Raw genomic sequence first — 24,329 nt, forward strand, 5'->3', positions numbered from 1 at the left:
CGCACGGGTCGTTCCACCCCTTTGCGCCTCCTCGCCATGACACCTGCTTCCCGGCCGCGTGCCGTCTTCACGCCGACCCTGATCGCCGCCGCCGCCGCCGTCGCCGGCCTGGTGTGCGCATCCGCCTTGCCGCGCGCCTTCGCGCAGAGCGCGTGGACCTCCGCGCCGCCCTATGCCGACATGGCGCGCGCCGACTGGTTCAACGCCGCCAACTGGAGCGCGGGCGTGCCCGGCGCCGGCACGGCCGTGACCGTGAGCCTCGTGCCGGGCACCGTCGTCGGCATCGTCTCGGGCCCGGCCAGCGCGGCCTCGGTCGATGCCTCCAACGGCACGCTGATGGTGGTGGAGGGCGCGGGCCGGCTCGACACGGGCCTGTTCAACCTCGGCAGCAGCGACGGCCGCGACGTGCAGACCCTGCTGCGCATCGGCGGCGGCGGCATCGTGAATGCCGCGCGCTTCGTCTCGCAGGGCGGCGGAGGCACCGAGAACACGGTGTCGCTGAGCGGCGCGGGCAGCGCGCTCAACGTCGCCGGCGAGCTGCAGATCGGCCGCAGCGGCACCGGGATGATGCAGCTCGACGAGGGCGCGCGCGTGAGCGCGGGCACGCTGCAGCTCGGGCAGGCGGGCACGGCCGACGGCCATGTGCTGGTGATCGGCGAGACCCCGGTCGATGCGCTGGTGGCCGAGCGCATCGTGCTCGCCACGCCGGGCTCGACGCTGGCCATCTCGCGCGCCGGCACGGCGCCGCTGGTGCTGGGCGCGGCGATCTCCGGCCCGGGCCGGCTCGAGGTCTCGAGCCCGGTCACGCTGACCGGCGACAACACCCAGGGCGGCGACATCGTGCTGGGCAGCACGCTGCGCGTGGGCGACGGCGCGAACGCGGGCTCCATCACGGGCAACCTCTCGGGCTTCGGCCGCGTGGTGTTCGACCGCGGCCCGGGCCGCGTGGCCTACGACGGCGCCATCGGCGGCAGCATCGCGATCGACAAGGAGAACGCCGGCACCCTGGCGCTCGGCGGCGCGCACGACACCGACGGCCGCACGCGCGTGCTCGGCGGCACGCTGCTGGTCAACGGCGCGCTGCCGCGCAGCACGGTCGAGGTGGCGAGTGGCGCCACCCTGGGCGGCCTCGGGCAGGTGAAGGCGGCCACGGTGCGCGCGGGCGGCACGCTGGCGCCCGGCGACGGCGGCGTGGGCACCTTCGCCGTGCTCGGCGACCTGACACTCGATCCCGGCAGCCGGCTGCACTACGACCTCGGCACGCCGGGCGTGCCGGGCGCCGGCGACCTCGTCACCGTGGCCGGCAACCTCACGCTCGACGGCAGCCTCGACGTCAGCGAGCGCGTGGGCTACGGCAACGGCGTGCAGACCCTGATGCGGGTCGACGGCAGCATCGCCGACAACGGCCTCGAGCTCGGCGCCATGCCCACGGGCTTCACGCACGCGGTGCATGTGCGCGGCTCGACGGTGGAGCTGGAGGTCAGCGGCGGCGCGGTCGGCACCAACCAGTTCTGGGACGGCGGCGGCACGGCCGGCGACGGCGTGGTCGCGGGCGGCGATGGCAGCTGGCGCTACCTCGAGCCGCAATGGACCGACATCGCGGGACGCAACGCGGAGGCCTGGAACGGCAACATGGCGATCTTCCAGGGCCGCGCGGGCGCGGTCACCATCGACGGCCTGTTCGACTTCAAGGGCATGCAGTTCCGCAGCGACGGCTACCGGCTCGAAGAGGGCTCGCATGCCGAGGGCTCGCTGCCCGGGCGGCTGGTGCCGCAGCTGGACGAGGCGCCGGTGCGCGTCGACGCGGGCGTCACCGCCACCTTCAACGTGGGCATCGAGGGCCCGGGCGGCATCCTCAAGACCGGCCCCGGCACGCTGGTGCTCGCGGGCCGCAACGACCACGGCGGCGTCACCGCGGTCGACGAGGGCGTGCTGCGCGCGGGCCGCGCCAACACCTTCAGCGAGGCCTCGCACCACGACGTGCGCCGCGGCGGCACGCTCGACCTCGCGGGCCACGACCAGACCGTGGCGGGCCTCACGGTGGCGGGCACGGTGTCGCTGGTCGGCACCGAGCCCGGCACGCGGCTGACCGTGCGCGGTCCCTATGTGGGGCAGGACGGCACCTTGCGCCTGGGCACCCGGCTCGGCGACAGCGGCAGCCTCAGCGACCGGCTGGTGATCGACGGCGGCGTCCGCGAGGAGACCCTCGCCCTGAAGGCCGGCACCGTGAGCGCCACCGCGACCGGCCTGCGCGCCAATGCCGCCGCCAGCGTCACGGGCCGCACCCAGGTGCAGATCGTCAACCTCGGCGGCCTGGGCGCGCTGACCACCGGCGACGGCATCGAGGTCGTGAGCGCGATCAATGGCGCCACCACCACCGCGCAGACCACGCGCGATGCCTTCGCGCTCGTGGGCGGCCACGTGGACGCGGGCGCCTTCGAATACCGGCTGCACGCGGCCGATGCGCAGGGGCTCGGCGAGAACTGGTACCTGCGCTCGAGCGTGGGGGTGACGCCGCCACCTCCGCCGCCGCCCCCTCCGCCCCCCGCGCCGCCTTCGTCCGGCGGCGGCAGCGCCGAGCCGCCGCCCGCGCCCCCGCCGACGCTGCCGCCGGCCCCCGCGCCGGTCGAGCGCCCGGCCTACCGCGTGCAGGTGCCGATGCTCGCCGCGCTGCCCGCGCAACTGCGCGAGAGCGACCTCACGATGCTGTCGAACCTGCACCAGCGCAGCGGCGCGCTGCCGGCCGCCGGCGACGGCCCGCCCCTGCGCCGCGCCTGGGGCCGCGTCATCGTGGCCGATCCGACGCTGGCGCAGCGCGGCGCGGTCGACCCGCGCAGCGAGATGCACCTGGGCGGTTTCCAGGCCGGCACCGACCTCTGGGCCGGCGCCGGTTGGCGCGCCGGCGTCTACGTGGGCCAGCTCGAGGGCAAGGCCGACGTGCAGGGCTTCGCGAGCGGCCTGTGGGGCGCCATCGGCCGCACCGACCTGCGCAGCCGCTACCTCGGCGGCTACGCCACCTATGCGAATGCCGCGGGCTTCTATGCCGACGTGGTGCTGCAGTTCGGCCGCCACGACTACACGGCCCGTCCGCTGGCCGCGCTGCCGGTCGAGGGCAAGGGCCGCAGCACCGTGGCCTCGGTGGAGATCGGCCAGCCCTTCGAGCTCGGCGCCGGCTGGGCGCTCGAGCCGCAGCTGCAGCTGATCCACCAGAGCCGCTCGATCGACGAGGCGCTGATCCCCGCCGCGACGGTGTCGCAGGACAGCGCCAACGGCTGGCTGCTGCGCGCCGGCCTGCGCCTGAAAGGCCGCATCGCCGCGGGCGATGGCGTGGTCGAGCCCTATGGCCGGCTCAATGTCTACAAGACCTCGGCCGGCCACGATATCGCGCGCTTCGCGGGGCCGGCTGCCTCCACCGACATCGCGAGCGGCGCGAGCGGCACCTCGGCCGAGCTCGCGGGCGGCTTCTCGTGGCGCCTCGGGCCCGCGGTCAGCGTCTACGGCGAACTGGGCCGCCGCTTCGCGCTCGGCGGCAACCTGCGCTCGCGCGCCTCGGTGCAGGCGAGCGCGGGGATCAACGTGCGCTGGTGAGAACTCAGGCCGCCGCGTGCAGCGCCGGCCGCCGCGCGCTCCAGGGCATCGCCTGCTCGAGCTGCGCCGCGAGTTGCAGCAGCGTGGCCTCGTCGCCCATCGGCGCCATGCACTGCACGCCGATCGGCAGGTCGCCGGCCATCGCCAGCGGCAGCGAGATCGCGGGCTGGCCCGTGAGGTTGGCCAGCGGGGTGCAGGCGGCGTAGTCGAACAGGTGGTCGAAGAAGCCCTGCGCATCGCGCGCGGCATCGTCCTGGTCGAGCACGCCCAGCGCCACCGGCGGGGTGCGCATCGTGGGCGAGAGCAGGATGTCGTGCCGCGCGAAGAAGGGCGCGACCTCGCGCGACACCGCGTTCATCTGCATCAGCGCCAGTTCCAGGTCGAGCGCGCTCAGCCGCAGCCCGTGCTCGGCGGTGGCGCGCGTGCAGGCCTGCACCTGGGCCAGCGCCTGGTCGACGGTGATCTGCAGCGCCTGCGCCACCCCCGCCACGCCGGCCGCGAGGAACGAGGACCAGAAGGTGCGCGTGGCCGCGAGGAAGGCCTCGTGCGCATAGGCGGGCGTGTCCCATTCCACGACGTGGCCCTGGTCGGCGAGCACCGCCGCCGTGGCCTCGACCGCCTCGACGCAGGCGCGCGCGGCCGGCTGCGTGCCCGGGAACTGCGTCGTGACCGCGATGCGCAGCCGGCGCGGCGGCGTGCCGATGGCCTGCGCATAGGGCTGCGCGGGCGGCGCCATCAGGAAGGGATCGCCGAGCTCGGGGCCGTGCATCGCGTCGAGCGCGCCGGCGGCATCGCGCACCGTGCGGCACACCACGCCCTCGATGCCCAGCCCCATCAGCGGCAGGCCGTAGCCCGGGCCCGCGCTGACGCGGCCGCGGCTGGGCTTGAGCCCGACCAGGCCGCAGGCCGCGGCCGGGATGCGGATCGAGCCGCCGCCGTCGTTGGCATGCGCGACCGGCACGATGCCCGCGGCCACCGCCGCGGCCGAGCCGCCGCTGGAGCCGCCCGTGCTGTGCGCCGGGTTCCAGGGGTTGCGCGTGGCGCCGCCGAAGGCGCTCTCGGTGGTGGCGTTGAAGCCGAACTCGGGCGTGTGCGTGCGCCCCAGCGTGGCGAAGCCCGCGCGGCGGAAGCGCGCCATCAGCGCGCTGTCGGCCGGCGCGGGCAGGCCCGCTCCGAACAGCCGGCTGCCGGCCTGGCAGCGCACGCCCTCGGCCTGCAGCACCAGGTCCTTGATGAGGAAGGGCACGCCGCCGAACGGACCCTGCGCCTCGTGCGCGAGCGGCGCGTCGAACAGCTCGATGATGGCGTTGAGTTGCGGATTCAGCGCGGCCGCGGCCTCGCGCGCGCAGCGCTGCGCCTCGGCGGCGGTGGTCTCCTTGCGGCGGATGGCGTCGGCGAGCGCGGTGGCGTCGAGGCGGCTGTAGTCGGCGAGATGCATGGCGGGGTCCTGTGTCTTCGTTGGAGTGAAAGGCCGCCCGCAGCGTAGGTGGGCGTGGCCCGTCGCGGCAGTCGTTCAGATGAACGATGCGGGAATCTCCGTGCCCCAGGCGCACGGGGCACGCCTAAGATCGCGCCGCATGGCGCAGCAGGCTTTTCCGTCGATGTCGGGCGTTCCCGCCGAGCAGCTCGGTGCGATGCTGCTCGGCCTCTATCCGCTGGCGGCCGAGCCCGAGCGGCTGGGCGCGGGCGCGCTGCTCGACTGGCTGGCGCGCCACATCGCCTTCGACGGCGCCTGGTTCGGCCGCTCGCTGTTCGAGGCTGGCACCCTGCGGCCGCAGGGCGGCCACACGCGCGGCCTGGCGCCCGGTTTCGTGAACGACTGGTGCCGCGTGCGGCACATCGATCCCGTGGTGCCGGCGGCCATGGCGCAGCCCGGCCATGGCGTCGCGCTGGCCGCGCACGAGCTGCCGCCCGTGGCCTCGATGCGCGCCTTCGCGGCCGACCATGGCATCGGCCAGGCGCTCAGCGTGATCGTGCCCGCGCCCGGTTCGCCGTGGTGGATGCACCTGTCGCTCTACAGCCGCGAGGCGGCCGGCCTCGGGGCGCGCGCGCAGGCGCTGGTCGAGCTGCTGATGCCGCACCTGGTGCTGGTGCAGGGGCTGGGATTGCACGAGGCGCCGGTGCCGGCACCGGCTGCCCTCACGCTGCTGAGCCGCCGCGAGGCCGAGGTGGCGCGGCTGTTCGCGCAGGGGCAGAGCTACAAGATGGTGGCGCGCACGCTCGGCAGTTCGCCGGCCACGGTGCGCCATCACCTGCGGCAGGTCTATGCCAAGCTGGGCGTCACGAGCAAGGTGCAGATGGCGCGGCTGGTGGGCGCGCAGGCCGCATAGGCCCGAACGCCGCGCCTGCTCGCTTACTTGTCGCCGTCGGGAATCACCGCATCGGCCGCCGCGCCCACCGCCTTGCCGGTGATGCGCGCGGTGCCGATCGCCGCGTCGGCCGCGAGGCCCACGGCGCCCGCGGTCACGCTGACCGCGGTGCTCGCCACCGAGACCACCGCGCAGCCGCCGAGCACGGCCAGCAGCGCCGCCGCGAGGGTGGCGCGAAAGAACATCGGCAGCGGTGTCGTCATGGCGGGACCTCTTCGGAAGAACGCGGGATTCAGCGCACGCGCATGCCGGGCGTGGCGCCGGGCCAGGGCTCGAGCACGTGGATGCCCGGCTGGGCCTTCTCGTCGGCGTGGCTGGCGGCGAGCACCATGCCTTCGCTGACGCCGAACTTCATCTTGCGCGGCGCGAGGTTCGCGACCAGCACCGTGAGCTTGCCCACGAGCTGCTCGGGCTGATAGGCCGAGGCGATGCCGCTGAACACGTTGCGCGTCTTGCCTTCGCCGGCGTCGAGCGTGAGGCGCAGCAGCTTGGTCGAGCCTTCGACCTTCTCGCAGGCCACGATCTTCGCGATGCGCAAGTCGATCTTCACGAAGTCGTCGATGCCGATGGTGGGCGCGATGGCCTCGCCGCCGGGCAGCGCATCGGCCGCAGGTGCGGCGGCGGGAGCGGCCACCGGCTCGGGCGCGTCGAACAGCTGGTCGACCACCTTGGCGTCGGCACGCTGCATCAGGTGCTTGTACTCGCCGATCGCATGGCCCGCGGGCAGCGCCTGCGCGGCGTCGGCCCACTCGAGCGGCGCGATCTTGAGGAAGGCCTCGACGTTCGCGGCCAGCGCCGGCAGCACCGGCTTGAGGTACAGCGTGAGCAGGCGGAAGGCCTCGATGCAGACCGTGCACACGTCGTGCAGCCGCGCCTCGGCGCCTTCCTTCTTGGCCAGTTCCCAGGGCTTGTTCTGGTCGACGTACTCGTTGACCTTGTCGGCCAGCGCCATCACCTCGCGCAGCGCGCGCGCATAGTCGCGGCCGTCGTAGAGCGCATGGACCTGGCCGGCCGCCTCGCGCAGCGCGAACAGCAGCGCGTCGCCATCGGCCGACACCTCGCCCAGCTTGCCGCCGAAGCGCTTGCCGATGAAGCCGGCCGCGCGGCTCGCGATGTTGATGTACTTGCCCACCAGGTCGCTGTTGACGCGCGCGACGAAGTCCTCGGGGTTGAAGTCGATGTCCTCGTTGCGGCCGTTGAGCTTGGCCGCGATGTAGTAGCGCAGCCATTCGGCGTTGAGGCCGAGCGACAGGTACCTGAGCGGGTCGATGCCGGTGCCGCGGCTCTTGCTCATCTTCTCGCCGCTGACCGTCAGGTGGCCGTGCACGTAGACCGCGTCGGGCGCCTTGCGGCCGCTGAAGTGCAGCATCGCGGGCCAGAACAGCGTGTGGAAGGTGATGATGTCCTTGCCGATGAAGTGCACCTGCTCGAGCTCGGGATCGGCCATGTACTCGGTGTACGAGATGCCGTCGCCGCCCAGTTCGATGCAGCGCTTGTCGAGCAGGTTCTTGAGCGAGGCCAGGTAGCCCACGGGTGCGTCGAGCCAGACGTAGAAGTACTTGCCCGGCGCATCGGGGATCTCGATGCCGAAGTAGGGTGCGTCGCGGCTGATGTCCCAGTCGCCGAGGCCGCCCTTGCCCTCGTCGTCCTTGTAGAGCCACTCGCGGATCTTGTTCTGCACCTCGGGCTGCACGTGGCCGGGCGCGGCGGTCCATTCCTTGAGGTAGGCCTCGCAGCGCGGGTCCGACAGCTTGAAGAAGAAGTGCTCGGAGCTGCGCAGCTCGGGCTTGGCGCCCGAGAGCGCCGAGTAAGGGTTGATCAGCTCGGTGGGCGCGTAGACCGCGCCGCAGACCTCGCAGTTGTCGCCGTACTGGTCCTTCGAGTGGCAGTTCGGGCACTCGCCCTTGATGAAGCGGTCGGCCAGGAACATGCCCTTCTCGGGGTCGTAGAACTGTTCGACGCTCTTGGTGCTGATCAGGCCGTTGGCGCGCAGGTCGCGGTAGATGTCCTGCGCCAGCTGGTGGTTCTCGGGGCCGTCGGTCGAGTGCCAGTTGTCGAAGGCGATGTGGTAGCCGTCGAGGTACTGCTTGCGGCCCGCGGCGATCTCGGCCACGAAGGCCTGCGGCGTCACGCCGGCCTTGTCGGCCGCGATGGTGATCGCCGCGCCGTGCGCGTCGTCGGCGCAGACGAAGTTGACGTCGGCACCGTTCATTCGCTGGTTCCGCACCCAGATGTCGGCCTGGATGTACTCCATCATGTGGCCGATGTGGAACTTGCCGTTGGCGTACGGCAGGGCGGTGGTGACGAAGAGCTTGCGCGGGGCGGACATCGGGGGAGGCGCTTTCGGAGTTGCGGGAGCGTCGGAAGCGACGCAGCGGGAGAACCGGGCATTTTAGGTGGCGCCGCGTTCCGGCGGGTTCGATGGCAGCATCGACCCCATGCCGCAGCTTGACGACCCCGAATTTCCGCCCGCCCGACACGCGCTGCTCGTCCACGGCCCGGCGCGCATCGTCGAGTGGACCCATCCGCTGACCGACGCCCGCGAGGCCACCGACGTGGTCGGCGCCTGCTTCGAGCACGACACCGACCGCCTGCTGCTCGACGAGGCCGTGCTGCCGCCGGCCTTCTTCGCGCTGCGCACCCGCTTCGCGGGCGAATTCCTCGAGAAGCTGCAGACCTACCGCCTGCGCGCGGCCGTGGTGGTGTCGCCCGCGGCCGAGCATGGCGAGCGCTTCGCCGAATACCTGCGCGAGGCCCGCCAGGGCCGCTACTGCCGTTTCCTCGACAGCCGCGAGGAGGCGTTGGCCTGGCTGGCCCGCGAATGACCCTCGCGGCGCCGGGCCTCGTCAAGGCGGTGCCATGGGCCCGGCGTTATTCTTCGGCCTCCGCGCGCCCCGGCGGCCGCGACTCCCCATTCCTCGACCAAGGGCGCCCTTCATGACCACCCCCATTCCCGCAACCCTGATCCCCGGCGACGGCATCGGCCCCGAGATCGTCGACGCCACGCTGGCCGCGCTCGACGCGCTGAAAGCGCCCTTCGAATGGGACCGCCAGATCGCCGGCCTGGGCGGCGTCAAGGCCTCGGGCGATCCGCTGCCCGCGGCCACGCTCGACAGCATCCGCCGCACCCGGCTCGCGCTCAAGGGCCCGCTCGAGACGCCCTCGGGCGGCGGCTACCGCTCGTCGAACGTGCGGCTGCGCGAGGAGTTCGAGCTCTACGCCAACCTGCGCCCGGCGCGCACCATCATCCCGGGCGGGCGCTTCGACAAGATCGACCTGATGGTGGTGCGCGAGAACCTCGAGGGCCTGTACATCGGCCACGAGCACTACGTGCCGATCGACGGCGACCCGCATGCCGTGGCCATGGCCACCGGCATCAACACGCGCCAGGGCAGCCGCCGCATCCTCGAGTACGCGTTCCAGACCGCCGTGGCCACCGGCCGCAAGAAGGTCACGATCGTGCACAAGGCCAACATCATGAAGGCGCTCACGGGCATCTTCCTCGAGACCGGCCTCGACCTCTACGAGAAGAAGTACAAGGGCCAGTTCGAGCTCGACACGGTCATCATCGACGCCTGCGCGATGAAGCTGGTGCTCAACCCCTGGCAGTTCGACATGCTGGTCACCACCAACCTGTTCGGCGACATCCTGTCGGACCTGGTGGCGGGCCTGGTCGGCGGCCTGGGCATGGCGCCCGGCGCCAACATCGGCACCAACGCGGCGATCTTCGAGGCGGTGCACGGCTCGGCGCCCGACATCGCGGGCAAGGGCATCGCGAACCCGATCGCGCTGATGCTGGCGGCCGCGCTGATGCTCGATCACTGCAAGCTGCCCGAGCTCGCCACGCGCCTGCGCCAGGCCATCGACGACACGCTCAACATCGACCAGGTGCGCACCGGCGACCTGGGCGGCAGCGCCGGCACCGGAGCCTTCACGAAGGCGCTGGTGGCGCGCATCCAGAACGCCTGAGGCACGCGCACCGGCGACGATCCCGATGCCCAGGCGCCTGCTGTGGCTGTCGATGCTGGTGGCGGGGCTCGTGCTGGGCCTGGCCGCGTCGGCGCGCGCCGAGCCGGCGCGCTACACGGTGGTGCGCGTCGACCTGCGCAAGGACCGGCTCTCGCTGTTCCTCAACGACGACAGCGGCACCGCCTTCAAGCGCTTCGACCGGCTGCAGGCCTGGCTGGCCGAGCGCGGGCGCCGGCTCGACTTCGCGGTGAATGCCGGCATGTACCACGCCGACTTCGCGCCCGTGGGCCTCCTGGTGCGCGAGGGCCGCGAGGAGTCGCCGCTCAACCTCGAGGCCGGCGCCGGCAATTTCTTCCTCCGGCCCAACGGCGTGTTCCTGGTCTCGGACGAGGGGCCGCGCGTGATCGAGTCGTCGGAATACCCGGCGCTCGCGCCGCGGCTGCGCGGCCTGTCGATCGCCACCCAGTCGGGCCCGCTGCTGCTGCGCCATGGCGCGGTGCATCGCTCGTTCATCGTCGACTCGCCCTCGCGCAAGATCCGCAACGGCGTCGGCGTGTCGGGCCACACGGCGATCTTCGTGCTCAGCGAGACGCCCGTGAACTTCCACGAGTTCGCGCTCTACTTCCGCGACGTGCTGCATTGCCGCGACGCGCTCTATCTCGACGGCACCGTCTCGGCCCTGCATTCGACCGCGCTCGGGCGCAGCGACTTCGTGCGCGAGCTCGGGCCCATACTCGCGGTCGTTTCGCCCTGAATCCCGTTCCCCTTCGTTTTCCCGCCGAGCCATGACCACTGCGCTGCCCGTCCTGTCCCTTGTCGAAACCCGCGTCCTCGGCGTGCTGGCCGAAAAGCAGCGCACCGTGCCCGACAGCTATCCGCTGACGCTCAACGCGCTGGTGTCGGGCTGCAACCAGAAGACGAGCCGCAACCCGGTGCTCGAGCTCAGCGAGTCGCAGGTGCAGGCCGCGATCGACAGCCTCAAGGGCTACAGCCTGGTGGCCGAGACCAGCGGCGGCCGCGCCTGGCGCTACGAGCACAACATCGACCGCGTGCTGCGCATTCCCTCGCAGTCGGTGATCCTGCTCACGGTGCTGATGCTGCGCGGCCCGCAGACCGCGGGCGAGCTGCGCATCGCCTGCGACCGCATGCACAACTTCGCCGACATCTCCTCGGTCGAGGGCTTCCTCGACGAGCTGTCCGAGCGTTCGGCAGGCGCGCTGGTGGTGAAGCTCGCACGCCTGCCCGGCGCGCGCGAGAGCCGCTGGGCGCACCTGCTGAGCGGCACGCCGGCCGAGGAGCCGGCGTCCGCGGGCGGCTACGAGGCGCCGCGCGCCGCGCACGATGTCTCGCTGGGCGAGGTGGCGGCGCTCAAGGCCAACGTGGCGCGGCTCGAGGCCGAGGTGGCGCAGCTCAAGGCGCTGCTCGGGCGGGTGTGCTCGGAGCTCGGGATTTCCGACGCGGGTTGAACGGTCGGCGCTCAGGCCGCCGTCGATTGCGGCTGCAGCGCCTCCTCCCAGCCGAAGAAGCGCAGCACCTCCTCGCGCTGCTTCATCGCGTCGGCATGCCCGAGCGCCATCAGTTCGCGCGTGTAGCCCGACTCGAACAGCAGATAGCTCGCGAGCGCACCGCCCTTGACGTCGGCCGCGACCTGCGAGCCGCCGAGCAGGTGGCGCACGGCGCCGGGCAGGGCGTCGACGTGGCGCGCGGCGATCACGTCGAGGCGTTCCGAGGGCGAGATCACCAGCAGGTCGATCGGTCGCAGCGCGCTCTCGGCGCGCGCCTCCTCGGGGATCAGGCCCAGCGTGTGGTTGATGCGGCGCAGGCGCTCGATGTCGACCGCCAGCGCGTCGAGGAAGATGCTCGACAGCGCATGGCCCGCGATCTGCGCCATGGTCGGGTAGCCGCTGTGGGTGTTGGGCGCGGGCGCCTCGCGCGGCTCGTGCATGCGGCCCGCGCCGATCACCACGATGCGCTGCGCGCCCAGGTGGATGGCCGCGGCGATCGGGGCCGACTGGCGCATCGAGCCGTCGCCGAAGTACTCGGTGTGGCCTTCCATCGGCAGCGCCGTGGCCGGGAACACGAAGGGGATCGCGGCCGAGGCCAGCAGGTGGGCGTGCGAGATGCGGCAGCCCACCGACAGCCGCTGCGAGCGCACCCAGGGTTCCATCGGCGTGCCCGATTCGAAGAAGGTCACGTGCTCGCCCGAGCTGTAGCTCGAGGCCGTGACCGCCAGCGCCCGCAGGTGGCCCTGCTGCATCAGCTTGGGCAGGCGGTCCAGCGGCACCATGCGCTCGAGCATCTGCGACAGCGGCGTGTTGTCGAGCAGGGAGCGCGGCTTCACGCGCATCCAGTTGGCCGCGAAGCGCCCCAGGCCCAGCAGCATGCGCCAGCGCGCGCCGCTGCCGATGACCGAGAGCGAATCGGCGCGATAGACCTGGCCGGCGCGAAACTCGCCCCAGAACTGCGCGATGTGGGCCACCACGGCGTCGAAGTCGTCGGCGCCGCAGGCCAGCACGGCCGCGTTGATGGCGCCGGCCGAGGTGCCGGTGATGACCGGGAAGGGGTTGCCGCCACCCGCGGCGCCGGCCACGCGCCGGATCTCGGCGATGGCTTGCAGCACCCCCACCTGGTAGGCGGCGCGGGCGCCGCCGCCGGTGAGCAGCAGGCCGGTCGTCGGGGGGCTTGTCTCTGGCATTTTTCGGTTATTCGAGGCGTTGGAGGTCGCCCCGGGTGGGGCGCACTAGACTACCCGCCTTCCAGGAGTTAGATCAATGGCCATCACCCCCGAGGCAGTCTCGAACGCGCTCAAGAGCGTCGCAGACCCCAACACCGGCAAGGACTTCGTGTCCACCCGCGCGCTCAAGAACCTGCAGATCTCGGAGGGCGACGTGTCCTTCGACATCGAGCTCGGCTATCCCGCGAAGAGCCAGCACGCGGCGCTGCGCAAGGCGCTGGTGGCCGCGGCCAAGACGGTGCCGGGCGTGGACAACGTGTCGGTCAACATCACGACCAGGGTCATCAGCCATGCGGTGCAGCGCGGCGTGCAGCTGATGCCCAACGTGAAGAACATCGTGGCCGTGGCCTCGGGCAAGGGCGGCGTGGGCAAGAGCACCACCGCGGCCAACCTGGCGCTGGCGCTGGCGGCCGAGGGCGCGCGCGTGGGCCTGCTCGACGCCGACATCTACGGCCCGAGCCAGCCGATGATGATGGGCATCGAGGGCCGCCCCGAGAGCACCGATAACAAGACCATGGAGCCGCTGGAGAACCACGGCGTGCAGGTGATGTCGATCGGCTTCCTGGTCGACGCCGACCAGGCCATGATCTGGCGCGGCCCGATGGCCACGCAGGCGCTCGAGCAGCTGCTGCGCCAGACCAACTGGAAGGACCTCGACTACCTGATCGTCGACATGCCCCCGGGCACCGGCGACATCCAGCTCACGCTGAGCCAGCGCGTGCCGATGACCGGCGCGGTGATCGTGACCACGCCGCAGGACATCGCGCTGCTCGACGCGAAGAAGGGCATCAAGATGTTCGAGAAGGTCGGCGTGCCGATCCTCGGCCTGGTCGAGAACATGGCGGTGCACGTGTGCTCGAACTGCGGCCACGTCGAGCACATCTTCGGCGCCGATGGCGGCAGGAAGCTGGCCGAACAGGACGGCATGGCCTACCTGGGCGCGCTGCCCCTGTCGATCGACATCCGGCTGCAGGCCGACAGCGGCAAGCCCACGGTGGTGGCCGATCCCGAGGGCGAGATCGCGGGGCTCTACCGTGCCGTGGCATTGCAGGTGGCGGTGGGCATTGCCGAGAAGGCCAAGGATTTCTCGGGCAAGTTTCCGACCATCACGGTCAGCAAGAGTACCTAGGATGGGATTCGGGGGGTCGATCAGTTGTGGGCGGGGGTGGGCTCACGCCGAAGGGGTACTCCCCTCCGCGAATGTCCCCCGCCCATCGGGCTCCTCCTTTATTTCGCTGCGGGGAGTACCCCATCGACGTGAGCCGGGACGCAATCGTGGTTGAACCGCTCGCACCACCGCCGCGCCCCGAAGAACAGCGCCTCGAAGCAAGGACAGCGGGATGAACCTCCTCGCCTCCATGCGCTACCTCGTAGCCCTCAGCGAACACAAGCATTTCGGCCGCGCCGCCGCCGCCTGCCACATCACCCAGCCCGCGCTGTCGAATGCCCTGCGCGCGCTCGAGTCCGAATTCGGCGTCGTCATCGTCAAGCGCGCCCGCGTCTATGTCGGCCTCACGCACGAGGGAGAACGCGTGCTCGCCACCGCGCAACGCATGCTGCGCGACAACGAAGTGCTGCTGCAGGAATTGCGCAGCGAGGCCGGAGAACCGCGCGGCAGCCTGCGCATGGCGGCCGTGCCCACGGCGATACCCATGCTCTCGCGCTTCGCGGCCATGCTGCACCAGCGCCATCCGGGCATCGTGCCCGGCGTCATCTCCATGAGTTCGCAGGAACTCGAGACCGGCCTCGAGAGCCTCTCGGTCGATCTTGCGCTCGGCTACACCGAGCGCATGCACATGCCCGGCATCAAGCTCACCGCCTGGCCGCAGAGCGTCGAACATTACTTCCTGCTGCGCCGCGCCGCCGTGCCCTCCGACGACCAGTTGCGCATCGGCAAGCCCCTGGCCTGGGCCGATGCCGCCAAGCTGCCGCTGTGCCTGCTCACGCCCGACATGCACAACCGCGCCATCGTCGACCAGGCGCTGCGCGAGGCCGTCGGCACCGTCGTGGCGCCGGCCATCGAGACCAACTCCGTGCTCGCGCTCGTGCTCGCCGTCACCGCGGGCAAGGTCAGCAGCGTGCTGCCCGGCGCCATGGTCGCGGCCGTGCGCAGCTACCGCGAGCTCGAGGCCCTGCCGCTGGTGGCGCCCGAGATTCGCACCCCCATCGGCTTCATGACCCAGGACGGCGTGCGCGCCTCGCGCGCCCTCGAGGCCGCGCTGGCCTTCCTGCAGACGCCCGAGTGGCTCGCCCAGGCCGCGCTGCACAGCGGCACGCTGGGCGAATAGTGCGGATGGCGGTCGCCATTTAGTTCTTGAATCGGCCCATGCGCCGATCGAATTTGACGGCGCATGGCCGTGCCGCCCACACTCCGCCGCCGGAAATTTTCAACAGTCCGTTTTTCCAGATCCGGCAATTTAGGAGTGATATGGCAGGTTCAACTGCAGGCGTTCTCGAGGGAGATCGCATCCAAGGCTCGGGCGCCGCGCCCGGCTTCCTCGACAAGGAACGCATCATCGCCGGCCCCGGCTACAACCGTTGGCTGGTACCGCCTGCAGCGCTGGCCATCCACCTGTGCATCGGCATGGCCTATGGCTTCTCGGTGTTCTGGCTGCCGCTGTCGAAGGCGCTTGCCACCGCCGGCACCGGCGCCCAGGCCTGCGCGCGCGAGATGAGCTTCTTCGCCGAGCTGTTCGCCACCCACTGCGACTGGCGCGTGGCCACGCTGGGCTGGATGTACACCCTGTTCTTCGTCTTCCTCGGCTGCTCGGCGGCCCTGTGGGGCGGCTGGCTCGAACGCGCGGGTCCGCGCAAGGCCGGCGTGGTGTCGGCCGTGTGCTGGTGCGGCGGCATGCTGCTGTCGGCGCTGGGCATCCACCTGCACCAGTTCTGGCTCATGATCCTCGGCTCGGGCGTCATCGGCGGCATCGGGCTGGGCCTGGGCTATATCTCGCCGGTCAGCACGCTGATCAAGTGGTTCCCCGACCGCCGCGGCATGGCCACCGGCATGGCCATCATGGGCTTCGGCGGCGGCGCGATGATCGGCTCGCCGCTCGCGGTCGACCTCATGAAGCGCTTCTCGGATGCGCACGACGTCGGCGTGATGCAGACCTTCGTCGTGATGGCGCTCGGCTACTTCGTCTTCATGATGGCCGGCGCGCTCGGCTACCGCGTGCCGCCCACGGGCTGGAAGCCGGCCGGCTGGACGCCACCGCCCGCGCAGGCCGGCAACGCCATGATCACGCAGCGCCACGTGCACGTGAAGAAGGTCTGGGGCATTCCGCAGTTCTGGCTCGTGTGGCTGGTGCTGTGCATGAACGTGAGCGCCGGCATCGGCGTGATCGGCATCTCCTCGCCGATGCTGCAGGAAGTGTTCGGCGGCGCGCTGATCGACCTGCCGGGCAAGTTCGGCGAACTCGACAAGACCCAGCTCGCGGCCATCGCGGTCGTGGCCGGCGGCTTCACCGCGCTGCTGTCGCTGTTCAACATCGGCGGGCGCTTCGTCTGGGCCAGCCTGTCCGACAAGCTCGGCCGCAAGCTCACCTACACCGTGTTCTTCGTGCTCGGCGCGGTGCTCTACGCGAGCATTCCCTCGTCGGCCGGCGCGGGCAGCAAGCTCTTGTTCGTGGGCGCCTGCTGCGTCATCGTCTCGATGTACGGCGGCGGCTTCTCCACGGTGCCGGCCTACCTGGCCGACCTGTTCGGCACCCAGTTCGTGGGCGCCATCCACGGCCGCCTGCTGACGGCCTGGGCCACGGCCGGCATCCTCGGCCCGGTGGTCGTGAACTACATGCGCGAGTACCAGCTCGGCCTGGGCCTGCCGCGCGAGCAGGTCTACAACCAGACCATGTACATCCTCGTGGGCATGCTGGCGATCGGCTTCATCGCCAACCTGCTGGTGCGCCCGGTGGCCGACAAGCACTTCATGAGCGATGCCGAACTCGCCATCGAGAAGAAGCTCGCGCACGAGAAGGCCGCGGCCTCCGAAGTGGGCGAGGGCTCGGGCCGTGCCGACACCGTGAGCCCCGTGGTCGTGGTGCTGGCCTGGGCCGCGGTGGGCATTCCGCTGGCCTGGGGCGTCTACAAGACGCTGATCAGCGCGGCCAAGTTCTTCCATTGACCTCCCGCCGGGGCCCGCGGTCCCGGCTTCATCCTCAGCGCGCCGAAGGCTGCGCCGCGAACACCTCGATCGCGGCCAGCCGCGCCACCGAACGGCCCGGCTTCTGGTCGCCGGCCACCACCAGGCGCGCCGCGCCGTTGCGGCCCAGCGGCGTGCCGTTGCGCGCATAGGCCAGGAGCGCCGTCCTGTTGCCGAACTCCGGCGAGATTTCCCCCAGCGACACCACCGCGCGATAGCCGTCGCTGCCGATCGCCACCACGTACATCGACAGCAGCGGGTTGCGCACGCGCGCATCGGCCTGCAGCCCGACCGCGGGATCGTTGAGCAGCGACCACAGGCTCACGCCGGTGTAGGTGTCGGCACCGACCGTGAGCGTGGTCGCGGGCATGGCGCGCAGCTCGGCGAGGTCGAAGCGCGCGCGCTTCAGTACCGCCCCCGAGACCGTGAAGGCCGGCGAGGCCTCGTCGCTGGTCGAGGGGCCATGGCCCGTGGCCGCGGCCGGTGCGGTGGGCGGCGTGCCGGCGCAGCCCGCGAGCAGGGCGACGATCGCTGCGATGCCGAGCAGCCGGCGCGCGGTGCTGCCGGGGGCTTCGAGGGACAGGGGGCGCATGGTTCGATTCCTCATCCGATGGCGGGCCGGCGTGGGCCGGCCCTGGCGCTGTGTTCATTCTGACATGACGACTTCGACGGGCGAGTCCGCGCCATCGGGTAATCCGGCGGCCGGGCCGGTCGCCGCATCGTTTACCCTTCTCGCCCACGCCCGCGCTTTTTCCGTCCGCCATGAAATCCAAAGTCCAGTTCCGCCTGCGCGTCTACCGCGACGACGTCATCGCCATCGGCCCCGGCAAGATCGCCGTGCTCGAGGCCGTGGCCGAGACCGGCTCGATCTCGGGCGCGGCCCGGCTCCTGGGCATGTCGTACCGGCGCGCCTGGATGCTGATCGACGAGATGAACCATGCGCTGAGCTCGCCCGCGGTGAACACCGCCGCCGGCGGTTCGCATGGCGGCGGCACGGCGCTCACGCCCGTGGGCGAGGAGATCGTCAAGCACTACCGCGCAATCGAGAATGCCGCGCGGCTGGCCACGGCCGCCGACATCCGCGCCCTCACGCGGCTGCTCGCGCCATGAGCGCCGAAGCGCGCGACCAGATCGTGCTGCGCCCCGTGGGCGTGGTGCGCAGCCGCTTCACCGAGGCCACCGGCATGCCGATCCAGACCGCGGGCGCGCCCGAGGAGACGGGCCGTGTCGAGGTCCATCCCGAATTCGCGCCGGGGCTGCGCGACATCGAGGGCTTCGACTACCTGATCCTGATCACGCGGCTGCATGCCTGCGAGAACGAGAAGCTCGAGGTCGTGCCCTTCCTCGACGACAGCTCGCACGGCGTCTTCGCCACCCGCGCGCCCGCGCGGCCCAACCGGCTCGGGCTGTCGATCGTGCGGCTCACGGCGGTGGAGGGCCGCATCCTGCACTTCAGCGGCAACGACATGATGGACGGCACCCCGGTGCTCGACATCAAGCCCTACGTTCCGCGCTTCGACGTGCGCGAGACCGGGCGCGTGGGCTGGTTCGGCGCGCGGCTCGAGCGCTTGCCCGAGACCCGCTCCGACGACCGGATGCGCTAGCCGGCTTCCGGCGGCGGCGGCAGCGCGCCGGGCGACGCCACCCACGGCGCCTCGCCCTGCCAGCACGACCACACGTTCTGCGACAGCGTCTCGCGCGGTTGCGGCGGTGCCTCCGCGATCGTGCCCACGCTGATGAAGCCGACCAGCTCCTCGCCGGGCTGCACGCCGAGCTGGCGTGCCAGCGTCTCGTCGAAGCAGCGCTCGCCACTGAGCACGATCGCGCCGTAGCCGAGCTGGTGCGCCGCGCTCAGGATGTTGCCGAGCGCCGCGCCGGCGCTGAGCCACTGCTCGCGCGCGGGCACCTGGCTGCGCGCGCGCGGCGACACCACGAAGGCCAGCAGCAGCGGCGGCTGGGTCGCATGCTCGCGCGCGCGGCCCAGGTCGGCGGGGCTCGCGAGCGGGTCGCGGCGCAGCTTCTCCTGCTCGAAGCAATCGGCCAGCGCCTCGCGGCTCGCGGGCCTGAACTCGATCACGCGCCAGGGATGCAGCGCGCCGTGGTCGGGCGCGCGCAGGCCGGCCTGCAGCAGGCCGTCGAGTTCCTCGGGATTGGGGCCGGGCGGCTGCAGCCGGCGCGGCGAGACCGAACGCCGCGTCAGCAGCACCTCGAGGATGCGCTCGGCACCCGTCATGTGGCGCCACCTCATGGCCGGCGCTGCGGATCCCCGTGTTCGAGCCGCTCGACCCAGGCGGCCTTGCGGCGCAGCACCTCGCCGATGTCGTGCGCGTCGGCCTGGCCGACCAGGAAGGACTGGCTCTCGCCGCCCGGTGCCACGATCGACAGCACCACGCCGCCGTCGCCCTCGAGCGTGCGCTCGACGCGCCATTCCTGGACCTGCGTCACCTGGCGCAGCTCGGGCCGGCCGGAGATCGAGCGGACAACGGTGTCGTGGGCGGAGGAGCGCATGGTCGGCGGTCGGTCCTGGTCCTCGTGGGACATGGGGTGGATCTCGCGCCGCGGCCCTGGGGGTGAAGAGTCCTCGACGCTGTATCTGCCAGTATATGGAGGAGGCCCGGGATATGCATCCGTCGTGCTCCCGGCGCACACTGGATTTACCCTAATAAAACCTGGAACCCGTGTTCCATCGCCGAGCCGTGCCGGCGCGTCATGCAACAATTACGCCGTATCTTCATGAACACGACGCAATCGCTCATCACGCAGACCGACTGGCATCCGCTGGTGCTGTCGATCCAGGTCGCCACCGTGGCGACGCTGCTCGCGCTGGTCGTCGGGCTGGCGCTGGGCTGGCTGTTCGCGCGCAAGCGCTTCTGGGGCCACAGCGTGCTCGAGGCGGTGTTCATGCTGCCGCTGGTGCTGCCGCCCACCGTCATCGGCTACGGCATCCTGGTGGTGGCGGGCCGGCGCAGCCCGCTCGGCGCCTGGATGCGCGAGCACTTCGACTACACCATCATCTTCAGCTGGCATGGCGCCGTGGTGGCTTCGGCCGTGGTCGCGCTGCCGCTGGTGCTCAAGTCGGCCAGCGCCGCCTTCGCGGGCGTCGACCGCTCGCTCGAGGCCGCGGCCAGCACCCTGCGCCAGTCGCGCTTCTCGGTGTTCCTGCGCGTCACCCTGCCGCTGGCCTGGCCCGGCATCCTGGCCGGCACGCTGCTGGCCTTCGCGCGCGCCATGGGCGAGTTCGGCGCCTCGCTGATGGTGGCCGGCTCGATCCCGCAACAGACCCAGACCCTGTCGATGGCGATCTACGACGCCGTGCAGGCCGGCCACGACGAGCTCGCGCTGCTGCTGGTGATCGTGACCTCGCTGCTGTCGATCACGGTGCTGGTGCTGTCCAACCGTTTCTTTTCCCTTCGCTGATTCATCCAGGAGCTTCGCATGCGTTCCATCCGCGCCTTGTCGTCCCTCGCCCTCGCTTCCGTCCTCGCCCTCGCGATCCCGCTGGGCGCGGCCGCGCAGCAGATCACCGTGTCGGCCGCGGCCAGCCTGACCGATGCCTTCAAGGAGATCGGTCCCAAGTTCGAGGCCGCCAAGGCCGGCACCACGGTGCGCTTCAACTTCGCCGCCTCGGGCGTGCTGCTGCAGCAGATCGGCCAGGGCGCGCCGGTCGACGTGTTTGCGAGCGCGGACCAGGAGACCATGAACCGCGGCGTCGAGCAGAAGCACATCGACACCGACACGCGCAAGAACTTCGTCAGCAACAGCCTGGTGCTGATCGAGCCGTCGAAGGACGGCGTGGGCGTCAAGAGCCTGCAGGACCTCGCCGGCCCGGCCGTGAAGAAGATCGCCGTGGGCAAGACCGCCACCGTGCCGGTCGGCCGCTACACCAAGCAGGTGCTCGACGCCGCCAACCTCTGGACCACGCTCGAGCCCAAGTTCGTGCAGGCCGACAGCGTGCGCCAGGTGCTCGACTACGTGGGCCGCGGCGAGGTCGAGGCCGGCTTCGTCTACCGCACCGACGCCGCCGTGATGGGCGACAAGGTCAAGATCGTGCTCTCGCCCAGCGGCAACAGCCCCGTGACCTACCCGATCGCCGTGGTGGCCGAGAGCAAGCAGAAGGCCGCCGCCAAGGACTTCATCGATTTCCTCTCGACCGACGCGGCACAGGAGGTGCTCACGCGCTATGGTTTCGGCAAACCATGATTGATGTCGATCTGAAGCTCACGGTCACCGACGGCAGCCGCCGCTTCGACCTGGCCGCGCGCTTCTCGACCGACGTTCCCTTCGCCGCGCTCTACGGTCCCTCGGGTGCCGGCAAGTCGCTGACCCTGCAGGCCATCGCCGGCCTGCTGCGCCCCGCGGGCGGCCATGTGCGGCTCGACGGCCGCACGCTCTACGACGCCGCCGGCGGCATCGACGTGCCGGCCTCCGAGCGGCGCGTGGGCTACCTGTTCCAGAACTACGCACTGTTCCCGCACCTCACGGTGCGCGAGAACGTGGCCTTCGGCCTGACCTCCTGGCGCCGCCGGCGCCTGCCGAGCGAGGAGGCCGACAATGTGCAGTCGCTGCTCGATCGCTTCGGCCTGGCCGCGCTGGCCGACAGCCGGCCGCAGAAGCTCTCGGGCGGCCAGCAGCAGCGCGTGGCGCTCGCGCGCGCGCTGGCCTGCCGGCCGCAGGTGCTGCTGCTCGACGAACCCTTCGCCGCGCTCAACCCGATGCTGCGCGCCGAGCTGCGCGAGGAGCTCGCCGAGGTGCGCCGCGCCTGGGGCATTCCGGTGCTGATGATCACGCACGACATCGAGGACGTGCTTGCGCTGGCCGACGTGGCCTTCGTCTACAAGGACGGCCAGGTGGTGCGCGAGATCGACCTGCACACCGCCGAGAGCCGCGAGATCTCGCTGCGCGAGGCGGCCGGCGTGCCGGCCGTCGAGGACACGCCGCTGCGCAGCAAGCTGCGCGGGCTGCTGATGCAGGACGCGCCGGGCGCCTGAGCGGGCTCAACCGGCCACGAGCTGGCGCACCACGTCCTCGAGCGTCACGCGCCCCTTGCGCACCGAGGCATCGTCGCCCTCGAACGCGATCCAGCCTTCGTTGAAGCCGTCGAGCATCTGGATGCGCGGCACCGGGTCGCGCATGCCCTGTTCGCGGAACAGCGCGCCCCAGGTCTGGCGCGGCACGGCCTCGGCGTGCACCGGCCGGTCGAGCACGCGCGCGAAGGTGGCGGCGATCTCGTGCTGCGTCACGCGCGCCGGCCCCTCGAGCTCGACCACGCGCCGGCCCTGCCAGTCCTCCTGCAGCAGCTCGGCGGCCACGCGGCCCACGTCGAGCGTCGAGACCATCGGCACCGGCCGATCGAGCGGCTGCAGGAAGCCGGGCAGCACGCCGCGTTCTCGTGCCGGTGCCACGTCCCAGGCCAGGTTGTCGAGGAACCAGGCCGGCCGCAGCAGCGCGAGCGGCAGCGGCAGGGGCGACAGCGCTTCTTCCATCAGCGAGCGCTGGCTCAGCAGGTTCGGCTGCGTGGCCTGCGCGCCCACGGTCGAGAGGCAGACCACGCGCGCGGGCCGCGCCGCCTCGAGCGCCTGGCGCACGGCCGCGATGGACGCACGTGCCTCGGGAAAGCCCGGCAGCGGATCGAAGCATGGCGGCGGCAGCACGAACACGCCGGTGCAGCCGGCGAAGGCGCGCGCCAGCGCGTCGGCGTCTTCCATCTCGGCGACGGCGACCTCGCAACCGAGCGCGGCCCAGGGCCGGGCCTTGTCGGCATCGCGCACGACGGCGCGGACCTTCTGGCCCGAAGCGAGCAGGGCGCGCGCGGCGGCGCCGCCGACCTTGCCCGTGATTCCAGTGATGGCATGCATGTGATTTCTCCTTGAACGAATGCGACGGGGTGGATGCTAGGAATCGCAGGCCTTTGAGTAAATGCCGGGCAGCTCATATCATTCGTGACTCCAAATCACGGATGAATCCATGGCTCTCGACGGACGACTGCTTTCCAACGTCAGCGTGCTCGCCGCCGTCGTCGACAGCGGCAGCTTCGCCAAGGCGGCCGATGCGCTGGGCGTCACGCCCTCGGGCGTGAGCCGGGCCATCGCGCGGCTCGAGGCGCGCATCGGCGTGCGGCTGCTCGACCGCACCACGCGCTCGCTGGGCCTGACCGACGAGGGCCGCGAGCTCTACGCCAGCATCAATCCGCTGGTGCTCGGCATCGAGGACGCGGTGACGCGCGCCAGCGGTTCCGCGGGCGCGGTGCAGGGCCGGCTGCGCGTCAACGTCGACGCCTTCACCTCGCGGCTGCTGCTGGCGCCGCACATCCACCGCTTCGTCGAGCGGCATCCGCAGCTCTCGCTCGAGCTCATCGCGCGCGACCAGCTCGGCGACCTGGTGGGCGAGGGCTTCGACATCGCGCTGCGCTTCGGCACGCCGCCGGCCTCCTCGCTGGTGGCGCGCAAGCTGATCGAGACCCGCGTCGCGACCGTGGCCGCGCCCGGCTACCTCGCGCGCCACGGCCGGCCCGCGAAGCCGGCCGAGCTCGCCCGACATGTCTGCATCCAGGTGCGCGATCCGCTGACCGGCCAGCCCTTCGCCTGGGAATTCCGGCGCGGCCGCAAGGCCATCGAGGTGCCGACCGCGGGCCGGCTGCTGCTGACCGACCCCGGCACCATCCTCGGCGCCTGCGTCGCGGGCGCGGGCATCGCGCAGATCAAGGCGCTGGGCATCCAGGAACTGCTCGACGCCGGGCAACTGGTCGACCTCTTTCCCGACTGGCCCGACGAGCGCTTCTCGCTGCACGTGCTCTATCCCTCGCGCCACCTGCCGGCCGCCAAGGTGCGCGCCTTCATCGGCTTCGTCGAGGAGGTGCTGGCGCCGCGCGCCGCGGGCTGAGCCGGCCCGGCGCTCGCACGGCTGATCGTCTTGCATCGCATCGGCGATACAATTGAGCGATGAAAACCGCCACCATCCCGTCGTTGCGCGTGGAGCCCGAATTCCGTACCGAAGTCGAGCAGGTGCTGGGCGAGGGCGAGTCCTTGTCGCAATTCGTCGAGTCCGCGATACGCGCGCGCGTTCAGCAGCGCAAGGATCAGGCCGAATTCGTGGTCCGCGGCCTCGCGTCGTTGGCCAGCGCACGTCGTAGCGGCGCGTATGTCGATGCGGGCGAGGTGGTCGATCGTCTCAAGACAAAGCTCGAGGTGGCCAGGAAGCGGCAGCGTTCGGCGCACCGGTGAACTACAAGGTCCGCTTCACCCTCCAGGCGGTCGAGGACCTGGAGCGGCTGTATGACTTCATCATCGAGCGGGAACTCGCGCGGGGCGGGGACCTGGCACTGGCGTCGCGAGCGCTCGACGCCATCGAAAGCGGCATCGCCACGCTGGGTTTCTCGCCGTTCACCTGCCGCAAGGCAGGCGACAGCCCATGGATCCGCGAGCTTGTGATTCCGTTCGGCGGGAGCGGCTATGTCGCGCTGTTCGAGATTGAAACGAACGAGTCGATCGTCGTGGCCGCCGTCAGGCATCAACGGGAAGACGACTACCACTGA

General features: G+C 71.4%; 25 protein-coding genes. 17 read left to right on the forward strand and 8 right to left on the reverse strand.

Annotated elements, in window-relative coordinates; genetic code table 11:
* Window positions 1-36: 36 nt before the first annotated feature.
* Window positions 37-3,588: an autotransporter outer membrane beta-barrel domain-containing protein gene (locus tag ACEN9J_RS26725; RefSeq protein ID WP_413762493.1), complete on the forward strand. Its 3,552-nt coding sequence runs from the start codon at window positions 37-39 to the stop codon at window positions 3,586-3,588.
* A 4-nt stretch (window positions 3,589-3,592) separates the two neighbouring features.
* Here the strand turns inward: ACEN9J_RS26725 and ACEN9J_RS26730 are convergent, their stop codons facing one another.
* On the reverse strand, window positions 3,593-5,026 hold the full coding sequence (locus ACEN9J_RS26730) for an amidase (protein ID WP_057597498.1): 1,434 nt from the start codon (window positions 5,024-5,026) through the stop codon (window positions 3,593-3,595).
* A gap of 139 nt (window positions 5,027-5,165) precedes the next feature.
* Between ACEN9J_RS26730 and ACEN9J_RS26735 the strand changes: the two genes are divergently transcribed.
* Complete coding sequence (locus ACEN9J_RS26735; RefSeq protein ID WP_413762494.1) at window positions 5,166-5,918, forward strand: response regulator transcription factor; 753 nt, start codon at window positions 5,166-5,168, stop codon at window positions 5,916-5,918.
* A 23-nt stretch (window positions 5,919-5,941) separates the two neighbouring features.
* Here ACEN9J_RS26735 and ACEN9J_RS26740 read toward each other — a convergent pair whose 3' ends face one another.
* Together ACEN9J_RS26740 and metG are read right to left on the reverse strand one after the other, a co-directional pair.
* Window positions 5,942-6,160, reverse strand: coding sequence for a hypothetical protein (locus ACEN9J_RS26740; RefSeq protein ID WP_177239243.1), 219 nt, complete (start codon window positions 6,158-6,160; stop codon window positions 5,942-5,944).
* 29 nt (window positions 6,161-6,189) lie between these two features.
* Window positions 6,190-8,286, reverse strand: a complete 2,097-nt coding sequence (metG, locus tag ACEN9J_RS26745) for a methionine--tRNA ligase (RefSeq protein ID WP_413762495.1) — start codon at window positions 8,284-8,286, stop codon at window positions 6,190-6,192.
* A gap of 109 nt (window positions 8,287-8,395) precedes the next feature.
* On the opposite strand from metG, the gene ACEN9J_RS26750 reads away from it, so the two are divergent.
* The 4 genes from ACEN9J_RS26750 (at window position 8,396) to ACEN9J_RS26765 (ending at window position 11,392) form a co-directional block, all read left to right on the forward strand.
* A complete protein-coding gene (locus tag ACEN9J_RS26750) occupies window positions 8,396-8,782 on the forward strand; it encodes a DUF4180 domain-containing protein (RefSeq protein WP_413762496.1) in 387 nt (128 codons plus the stop codon).
* A 112-nt stretch (window positions 8,783-8,894) separates the two neighbouring features.
* Window positions 8,895-9,926 (forward strand): isocitrate/isopropylmalate dehydrogenase family protein, encoded by a 1,032-nt coding sequence (locus tag ACEN9J_RS26755; protein ID WP_413762497.1) that lies wholly within the window; start codon window positions 8,895-8,897, stop codon window positions 9,924-9,926.
* 25 nt (window positions 9,927-9,951) lie between these two features.
* Window positions 9,952-10,680, forward strand: a complete 729-nt coding sequence (locus ACEN9J_RS26760) for a phosphodiester glycosidase family protein (protein WP_413762498.1) — start codon at window positions 9,952-9,954, stop codon at window positions 10,678-10,680.
* A gap of 31 nt (window positions 10,681-10,711) precedes the next feature.
* Window positions 10,712-11,392 carry a YceH family protein gene (locus ACEN9J_RS26765; RefSeq protein ID WP_413762499.1) on the forward strand — a complete coding sequence of 227 codons (681 nt, stop codon included), beginning with the start codon at window positions 10,712-10,714 and terminating at the stop codon, window positions 11,390-11,392.
* Between the two features lie 11 nt (window positions 11,393-11,403).
* Here the strand turns inward: ACEN9J_RS26765 and ACEN9J_RS26770 are convergent, their stop codons facing one another.
* Complete coding sequence (locus ACEN9J_RS26770) at window positions 11,404-12,621, reverse strand: patatin-like phospholipase family protein (protein WP_413762500.1); 1,218 nt, start codon at window positions 12,619-12,621, stop codon at window positions 11,404-11,406.
* A 76-nt stretch (window positions 12,622-12,697) separates the two neighbouring features.
* Here ACEN9J_RS26770 and apbC point away from each other — a divergent pair, with 76 nt between their 5' ends.
* The 3 genes from apbC (at window position 12,698) to ACEN9J_RS26785 (ending at window position 16,780) form a co-directional block, all read left to right on the forward strand.
* Entirely contained in the window at window positions 12,698-13,789 is a 1,092-nt protein-coding gene (apbC, locus tag ACEN9J_RS26775) for an iron-sulfur cluster carrier protein ApbC (RefSeq protein WP_413762501.1), read from the forward strand.
* A gap of 211 nt (window positions 13,790-14,000) precedes the next feature.
* Window positions 14,001-14,948 (forward strand): LysR substrate-binding domain-containing protein, encoded by a 948-nt coding sequence (locus tag ACEN9J_RS26780; protein ID WP_413762502.1) that lies wholly within the window; start codon window positions 14,001-14,003, stop codon window positions 14,946-14,948.
* A 140-nt stretch (window positions 14,949-15,088) separates the two neighbouring features.
* Window positions 15,089-16,780 carry an OFA family MFS transporter gene (locus tag ACEN9J_RS26785; protein WP_057592930.1) on the forward strand — a complete coding sequence of 564 codons (1,692 nt, stop codon included), beginning with the start codon at window positions 15,089-15,091 and terminating at the stop codon, window positions 16,778-16,780.
* 34 nt (window positions 16,781-16,814) lie between these two features.
* Here ACEN9J_RS26785 and ACEN9J_RS26790 read toward each other — a convergent pair whose 3' ends face one another.
* Window positions 16,815-17,390 (reverse strand): hypothetical protein, encoded by a 576-nt coding sequence (locus ACEN9J_RS26790; protein ID WP_413762503.1) that lies wholly within the window; start codon window positions 17,388-17,390, stop codon window positions 16,815-16,817.
* A 170-nt stretch (window positions 17,391-17,560) separates the two neighbouring features.
* Between ACEN9J_RS26790 and ACEN9J_RS26795 the strand changes: the two genes are divergently transcribed.
* The gene (locus tag ACEN9J_RS26795) at window positions 17,561-17,908 is read left to right on the forward strand and encodes a winged helix-turn-helix domain-containing protein (protein ID WP_057592932.1); all 348 of its coding nucleotides are present in this window, start codon (window positions 17,561-17,563) and stop codon (window positions 17,906-17,908) included.
* Window positions 17,905-18,402 (forward strand): tRNA (N6-threonylcarbamoyladenosine(37)-N6)-methyltransferase TrmO, encoded by a 498-nt coding sequence (tsaA, locus tag ACEN9J_RS26800; protein ID WP_413762504.1) that lies wholly within the window; start codon window positions 17,905-17,907, stop codon window positions 18,400-18,402. The genes ACEN9J_RS26795 and tsaA overlap by 4 nt, the downstream gene beginning before the upstream one ends.
* Here the strand turns inward: tsaA and ACEN9J_RS26805 are convergent.
* Both ACEN9J_RS26805 and ACEN9J_RS26810 read right to left on the reverse strand, forming a co-directional pair.
* The gene (locus ACEN9J_RS26805) at window positions 18,399-19,046 is read right to left on the reverse strand and encodes a nitroreductase (protein WP_413762505.1); all 648 of its coding nucleotides are present in this window, start codon (window positions 19,044-19,046) and stop codon (window positions 18,399-18,401) included. The two genes, tsaA and ACEN9J_RS26805, sit on opposite strands and share 4 nt — an antisense overlap.
* Window positions 19,043-19,339: a hypothetical protein gene (locus tag ACEN9J_RS26810; RefSeq protein WP_261214899.1), complete on the reverse strand. Its 297-nt coding sequence runs from the start codon at window positions 19,337-19,339 to the stop codon at window positions 19,043-19,045. Before ACEN9J_RS26810 ends, ACEN9J_RS26805 begins: the two co-directional genes overlap by 4 nt.
* A gap of 192 nt (window positions 19,340-19,531) precedes the next feature.
* Here ACEN9J_RS26810 and modB point away from each other — a divergent pair, with 192 nt between their 5' ends.
* Genes modB through ACEN9J_RS26825 form a run of 3 tightly spaced genes read left to right on the forward strand, consistent with a single transcriptional unit; the run spans window position 19,532 to window position 21,786 of the window.
* Complete coding sequence (gene modB / locus ACEN9J_RS26815; protein WP_057592935.1) at window positions 19,532-20,215, forward strand: molybdate ABC transporter permease subunit; 684 nt, start codon at window positions 19,532-19,534, stop codon at window positions 20,213-20,215.
* An 18-nt stretch (window positions 20,216-20,233) separates the two neighbouring features.
* Entirely contained in the window at window positions 20,234-20,998 is a 765-nt protein-coding gene (modA, locus tag ACEN9J_RS26820; protein WP_057592936.1) for a molybdate ABC transporter substrate-binding protein, read from the forward strand.
* Entirely contained in the window at window positions 20,995-21,786 is a 792-nt protein-coding gene (locus tag ACEN9J_RS26825) for an ABC transporter ATP-binding protein (protein WP_057592937.1), read from the forward strand. Before modA ends, ACEN9J_RS26825 begins: the two co-directional genes overlap by 4 nt.
* Window positions 21,787-21,792: 6 nt before the next feature.
* Here the strand turns inward: ACEN9J_RS26825 and ACEN9J_RS26830 are convergent, their stop codons facing one another.
* Entirely contained in the window at window positions 21,793-22,653 is an 861-nt protein-coding gene (locus ACEN9J_RS26830; protein WP_413762506.1) for an NAD(P)H-binding protein, read from the reverse strand.
* A gap of 109 nt (window positions 22,654-22,762) precedes the next feature.
* On the opposite strand from ACEN9J_RS26830, the gene ACEN9J_RS26835 reads away from it, so the two are divergent.
* From ACEN9J_RS26835 to ACEN9J_RS26845, 3 genes are read left to right on the forward strand one after another with little or no spacing between them, the layout of a single operon-like run.
* Entirely contained in the window at window positions 22,763-23,677 is a 915-nt protein-coding gene (locus ACEN9J_RS26835) for a LysR family transcriptional regulator (RefSeq protein WP_203202580.1), read from the forward strand.
* Between the two features lie 59 nt (window positions 23,678-23,736).
* The gene (locus ACEN9J_RS26840; protein ID WP_261214892.1) at window positions 23,737-24,018 is read left to right on the forward strand and encodes a YlcI/YnfO family protein; all 282 of its coding nucleotides are present in this window, start codon (window positions 23,737-23,739) and stop codon (window positions 24,016-24,018) included.
* Window positions 24,015-24,329, forward strand: a complete 315-nt coding sequence (locus ACEN9J_RS26845; protein WP_261214890.1) for a type II toxin-antitoxin system RelE/ParE family toxin — start codon at window positions 24,015-24,017, stop codon at window positions 24,327-24,329. The genes ACEN9J_RS26840 and ACEN9J_RS26845 overlap by 4 nt, the downstream gene beginning before the upstream one ends.

This window comes from Variovorax sp. Varisp41 (assembly GCF_047325085.1).
In the GTDB taxonomy this organism is placed as follows: domain Bacteria; phylum Pseudomonadota; class Gammaproteobacteria; order Burkholderiales; family Burkholderiaceae_C; genus Variovorax.

Bases quoted from the DNA above. Each gene is read 5' to 3' on its own strand.
- ACEN9J_RS26730 (WP_057597498.1), bottom strand. From the start codon at position 5,026: ATGCATCTCGCCGACTACAGCCGCCTCGACGCCACCGCGCTCGCCGAC.
- ACEN9J_RS26795 (WP_057592932.1), top strand. From the start codon at position 17,561: ATGAAATCCAAAGTCCAGTTCCGCCTGCGCGTCTACCGCGACGACGTC.
- apbC (WP_413762501.1), top strand. From the start codon at position 12,698: ATGGCCATCACCCCCGAGGCAGTCTCGAACGCGCTCAAGAGCGTCGCA.
- ACEN9J_RS26790 (WP_413762503.1), bottom strand. From the start codon at position 17,390: ATGCGCCCCCTGTCCCTCGAAGCCCCCGGCAGCACCGCGCGCCGGCTG.
- ACEN9J_RS26750 (WP_413762496.1), top strand. From the start codon at position 8,396: ATGCCGCAGCTTGACGACCCCGAATTTCCGCCCGCCCGACACGCGCTG.
- tsaA (WP_413762504.1), top strand. From the start codon at position 17,905: ATGAGCGCCGAAGCGCGCGACCAGATCGTGCTGCGCCCCGTGGGCGTG.
- ACEN9J_RS26840 (WP_261214892.1), top strand. From the start codon at position 23,737: ATGAAAACCGCCACCATCCCGTCGTTGCGCGTGGAGCCCGAATTCCGT.
- ACEN9J_RS26830 (WP_413762506.1), bottom strand. From the start codon at position 22,653: ATGCATGCCATCACTGGAATCACGGGCAAGGTCGGCGGCGCCGCCGCG.
- ACEN9J_RS26765 (WP_413762499.1), top strand. From the start codon at position 10,712: ATGACCACTGCGCTGCCCGTCCTGTCCCTTGTCGAAACCCGCGTCCTC.
- modB (WP_057592935.1), top strand. From the start codon at position 19,532: ATGAACACGACGCAATCGCTCATCACGCAGACCGACTGGCATCCGCTG.
- ACEN9J_RS26805 (WP_413762505.1), bottom strand. From the start codon at position 19,046: ATGAGGTGGCGCCACATGACGGGTGCCGAGCGCATCCTCGAGGTGCTG.
- ACEN9J_RS26725 (WP_413762493.1), top strand. From the start codon at position 37: ATGACACCTGCTTCCCGGCCGCGTGCCGTCTTCACGCCGACCCTGATC.
- ACEN9J_RS26835 (WP_203202580.1), top strand. From the start codon at position 22,763: ATGGCTCTCGACGGACGACTGCTTTCCAACGTCAGCGTGCTCGCCGCC.
- ACEN9J_RS26760 (WP_413762498.1), top strand. From the start codon at position 9,952: ATGCCCAGGCGCCTGCTGTGGCTGTCGATGCTGGTGGCGGGGCTCGTG.
- ACEN9J_RS26785 (WP_057592930.1), top strand. From the start codon at position 15,089: ATGGCAGGTTCAACTGCAGGCGTTCTCGAGGGAGATCGCATCCAAGGC.
- metG (WP_413762495.1), bottom strand. From the start codon at position 8,286: ATGTCCGCCCCGCGCAAGCTCTTCGTCACCACCGCCCTGCCGTACGCC.
- ACEN9J_RS26825 (WP_057592937.1), top strand. From the start codon at position 20,995: ATGATTGATGTCGATCTGAAGCTCACGGTCACCGACGGCAGCCGCCGC.
- ACEN9J_RS26770 (WP_413762500.1), bottom strand. From the start codon at position 12,621: ATGCCAGAGACAAGCCCCCCGACGACCGGCCTGCTGCTCACCGGCGGC.
- ACEN9J_RS26740 (WP_177239243.1), bottom strand. From the start codon at position 6,160: ATGACGACACCGCTGCCGATGTTCTTTCGCGCCACCCTCGCGGCGGCG.
- ACEN9J_RS26780 (WP_413762502.1), top strand. From the start codon at position 14,001: ATGAACCTCCTCGCCTCCATGCGCTACCTCGTAGCCCTCAGCGAACAC.
- modA (WP_057592936.1), top strand. From the start codon at position 20,234: ATGCGTTCCATCCGCGCCTTGTCGTCCCTCGCCCTCGCTTCCGTCCTC.
- ACEN9J_RS26735 (WP_413762494.1), top strand. From the start codon at position 5,166: ATGGCGCAGCAGGCTTTTCCGTCGATGTCGGGCGTTCCCGCCGAGCAG.
- ACEN9J_RS26755 (WP_413762497.1), top strand. From the start codon at position 8,895: ATGACCACCCCCATTCCCGCAACCCTGATCCCCGGCGACGGCATCGGC.
- ACEN9J_RS26810 (WP_261214899.1), bottom strand. From the start codon at position 19,339: ATGTCCCACGAGGACCAGGACCGACCGCCGACCATGCGCTCCTCCGCC.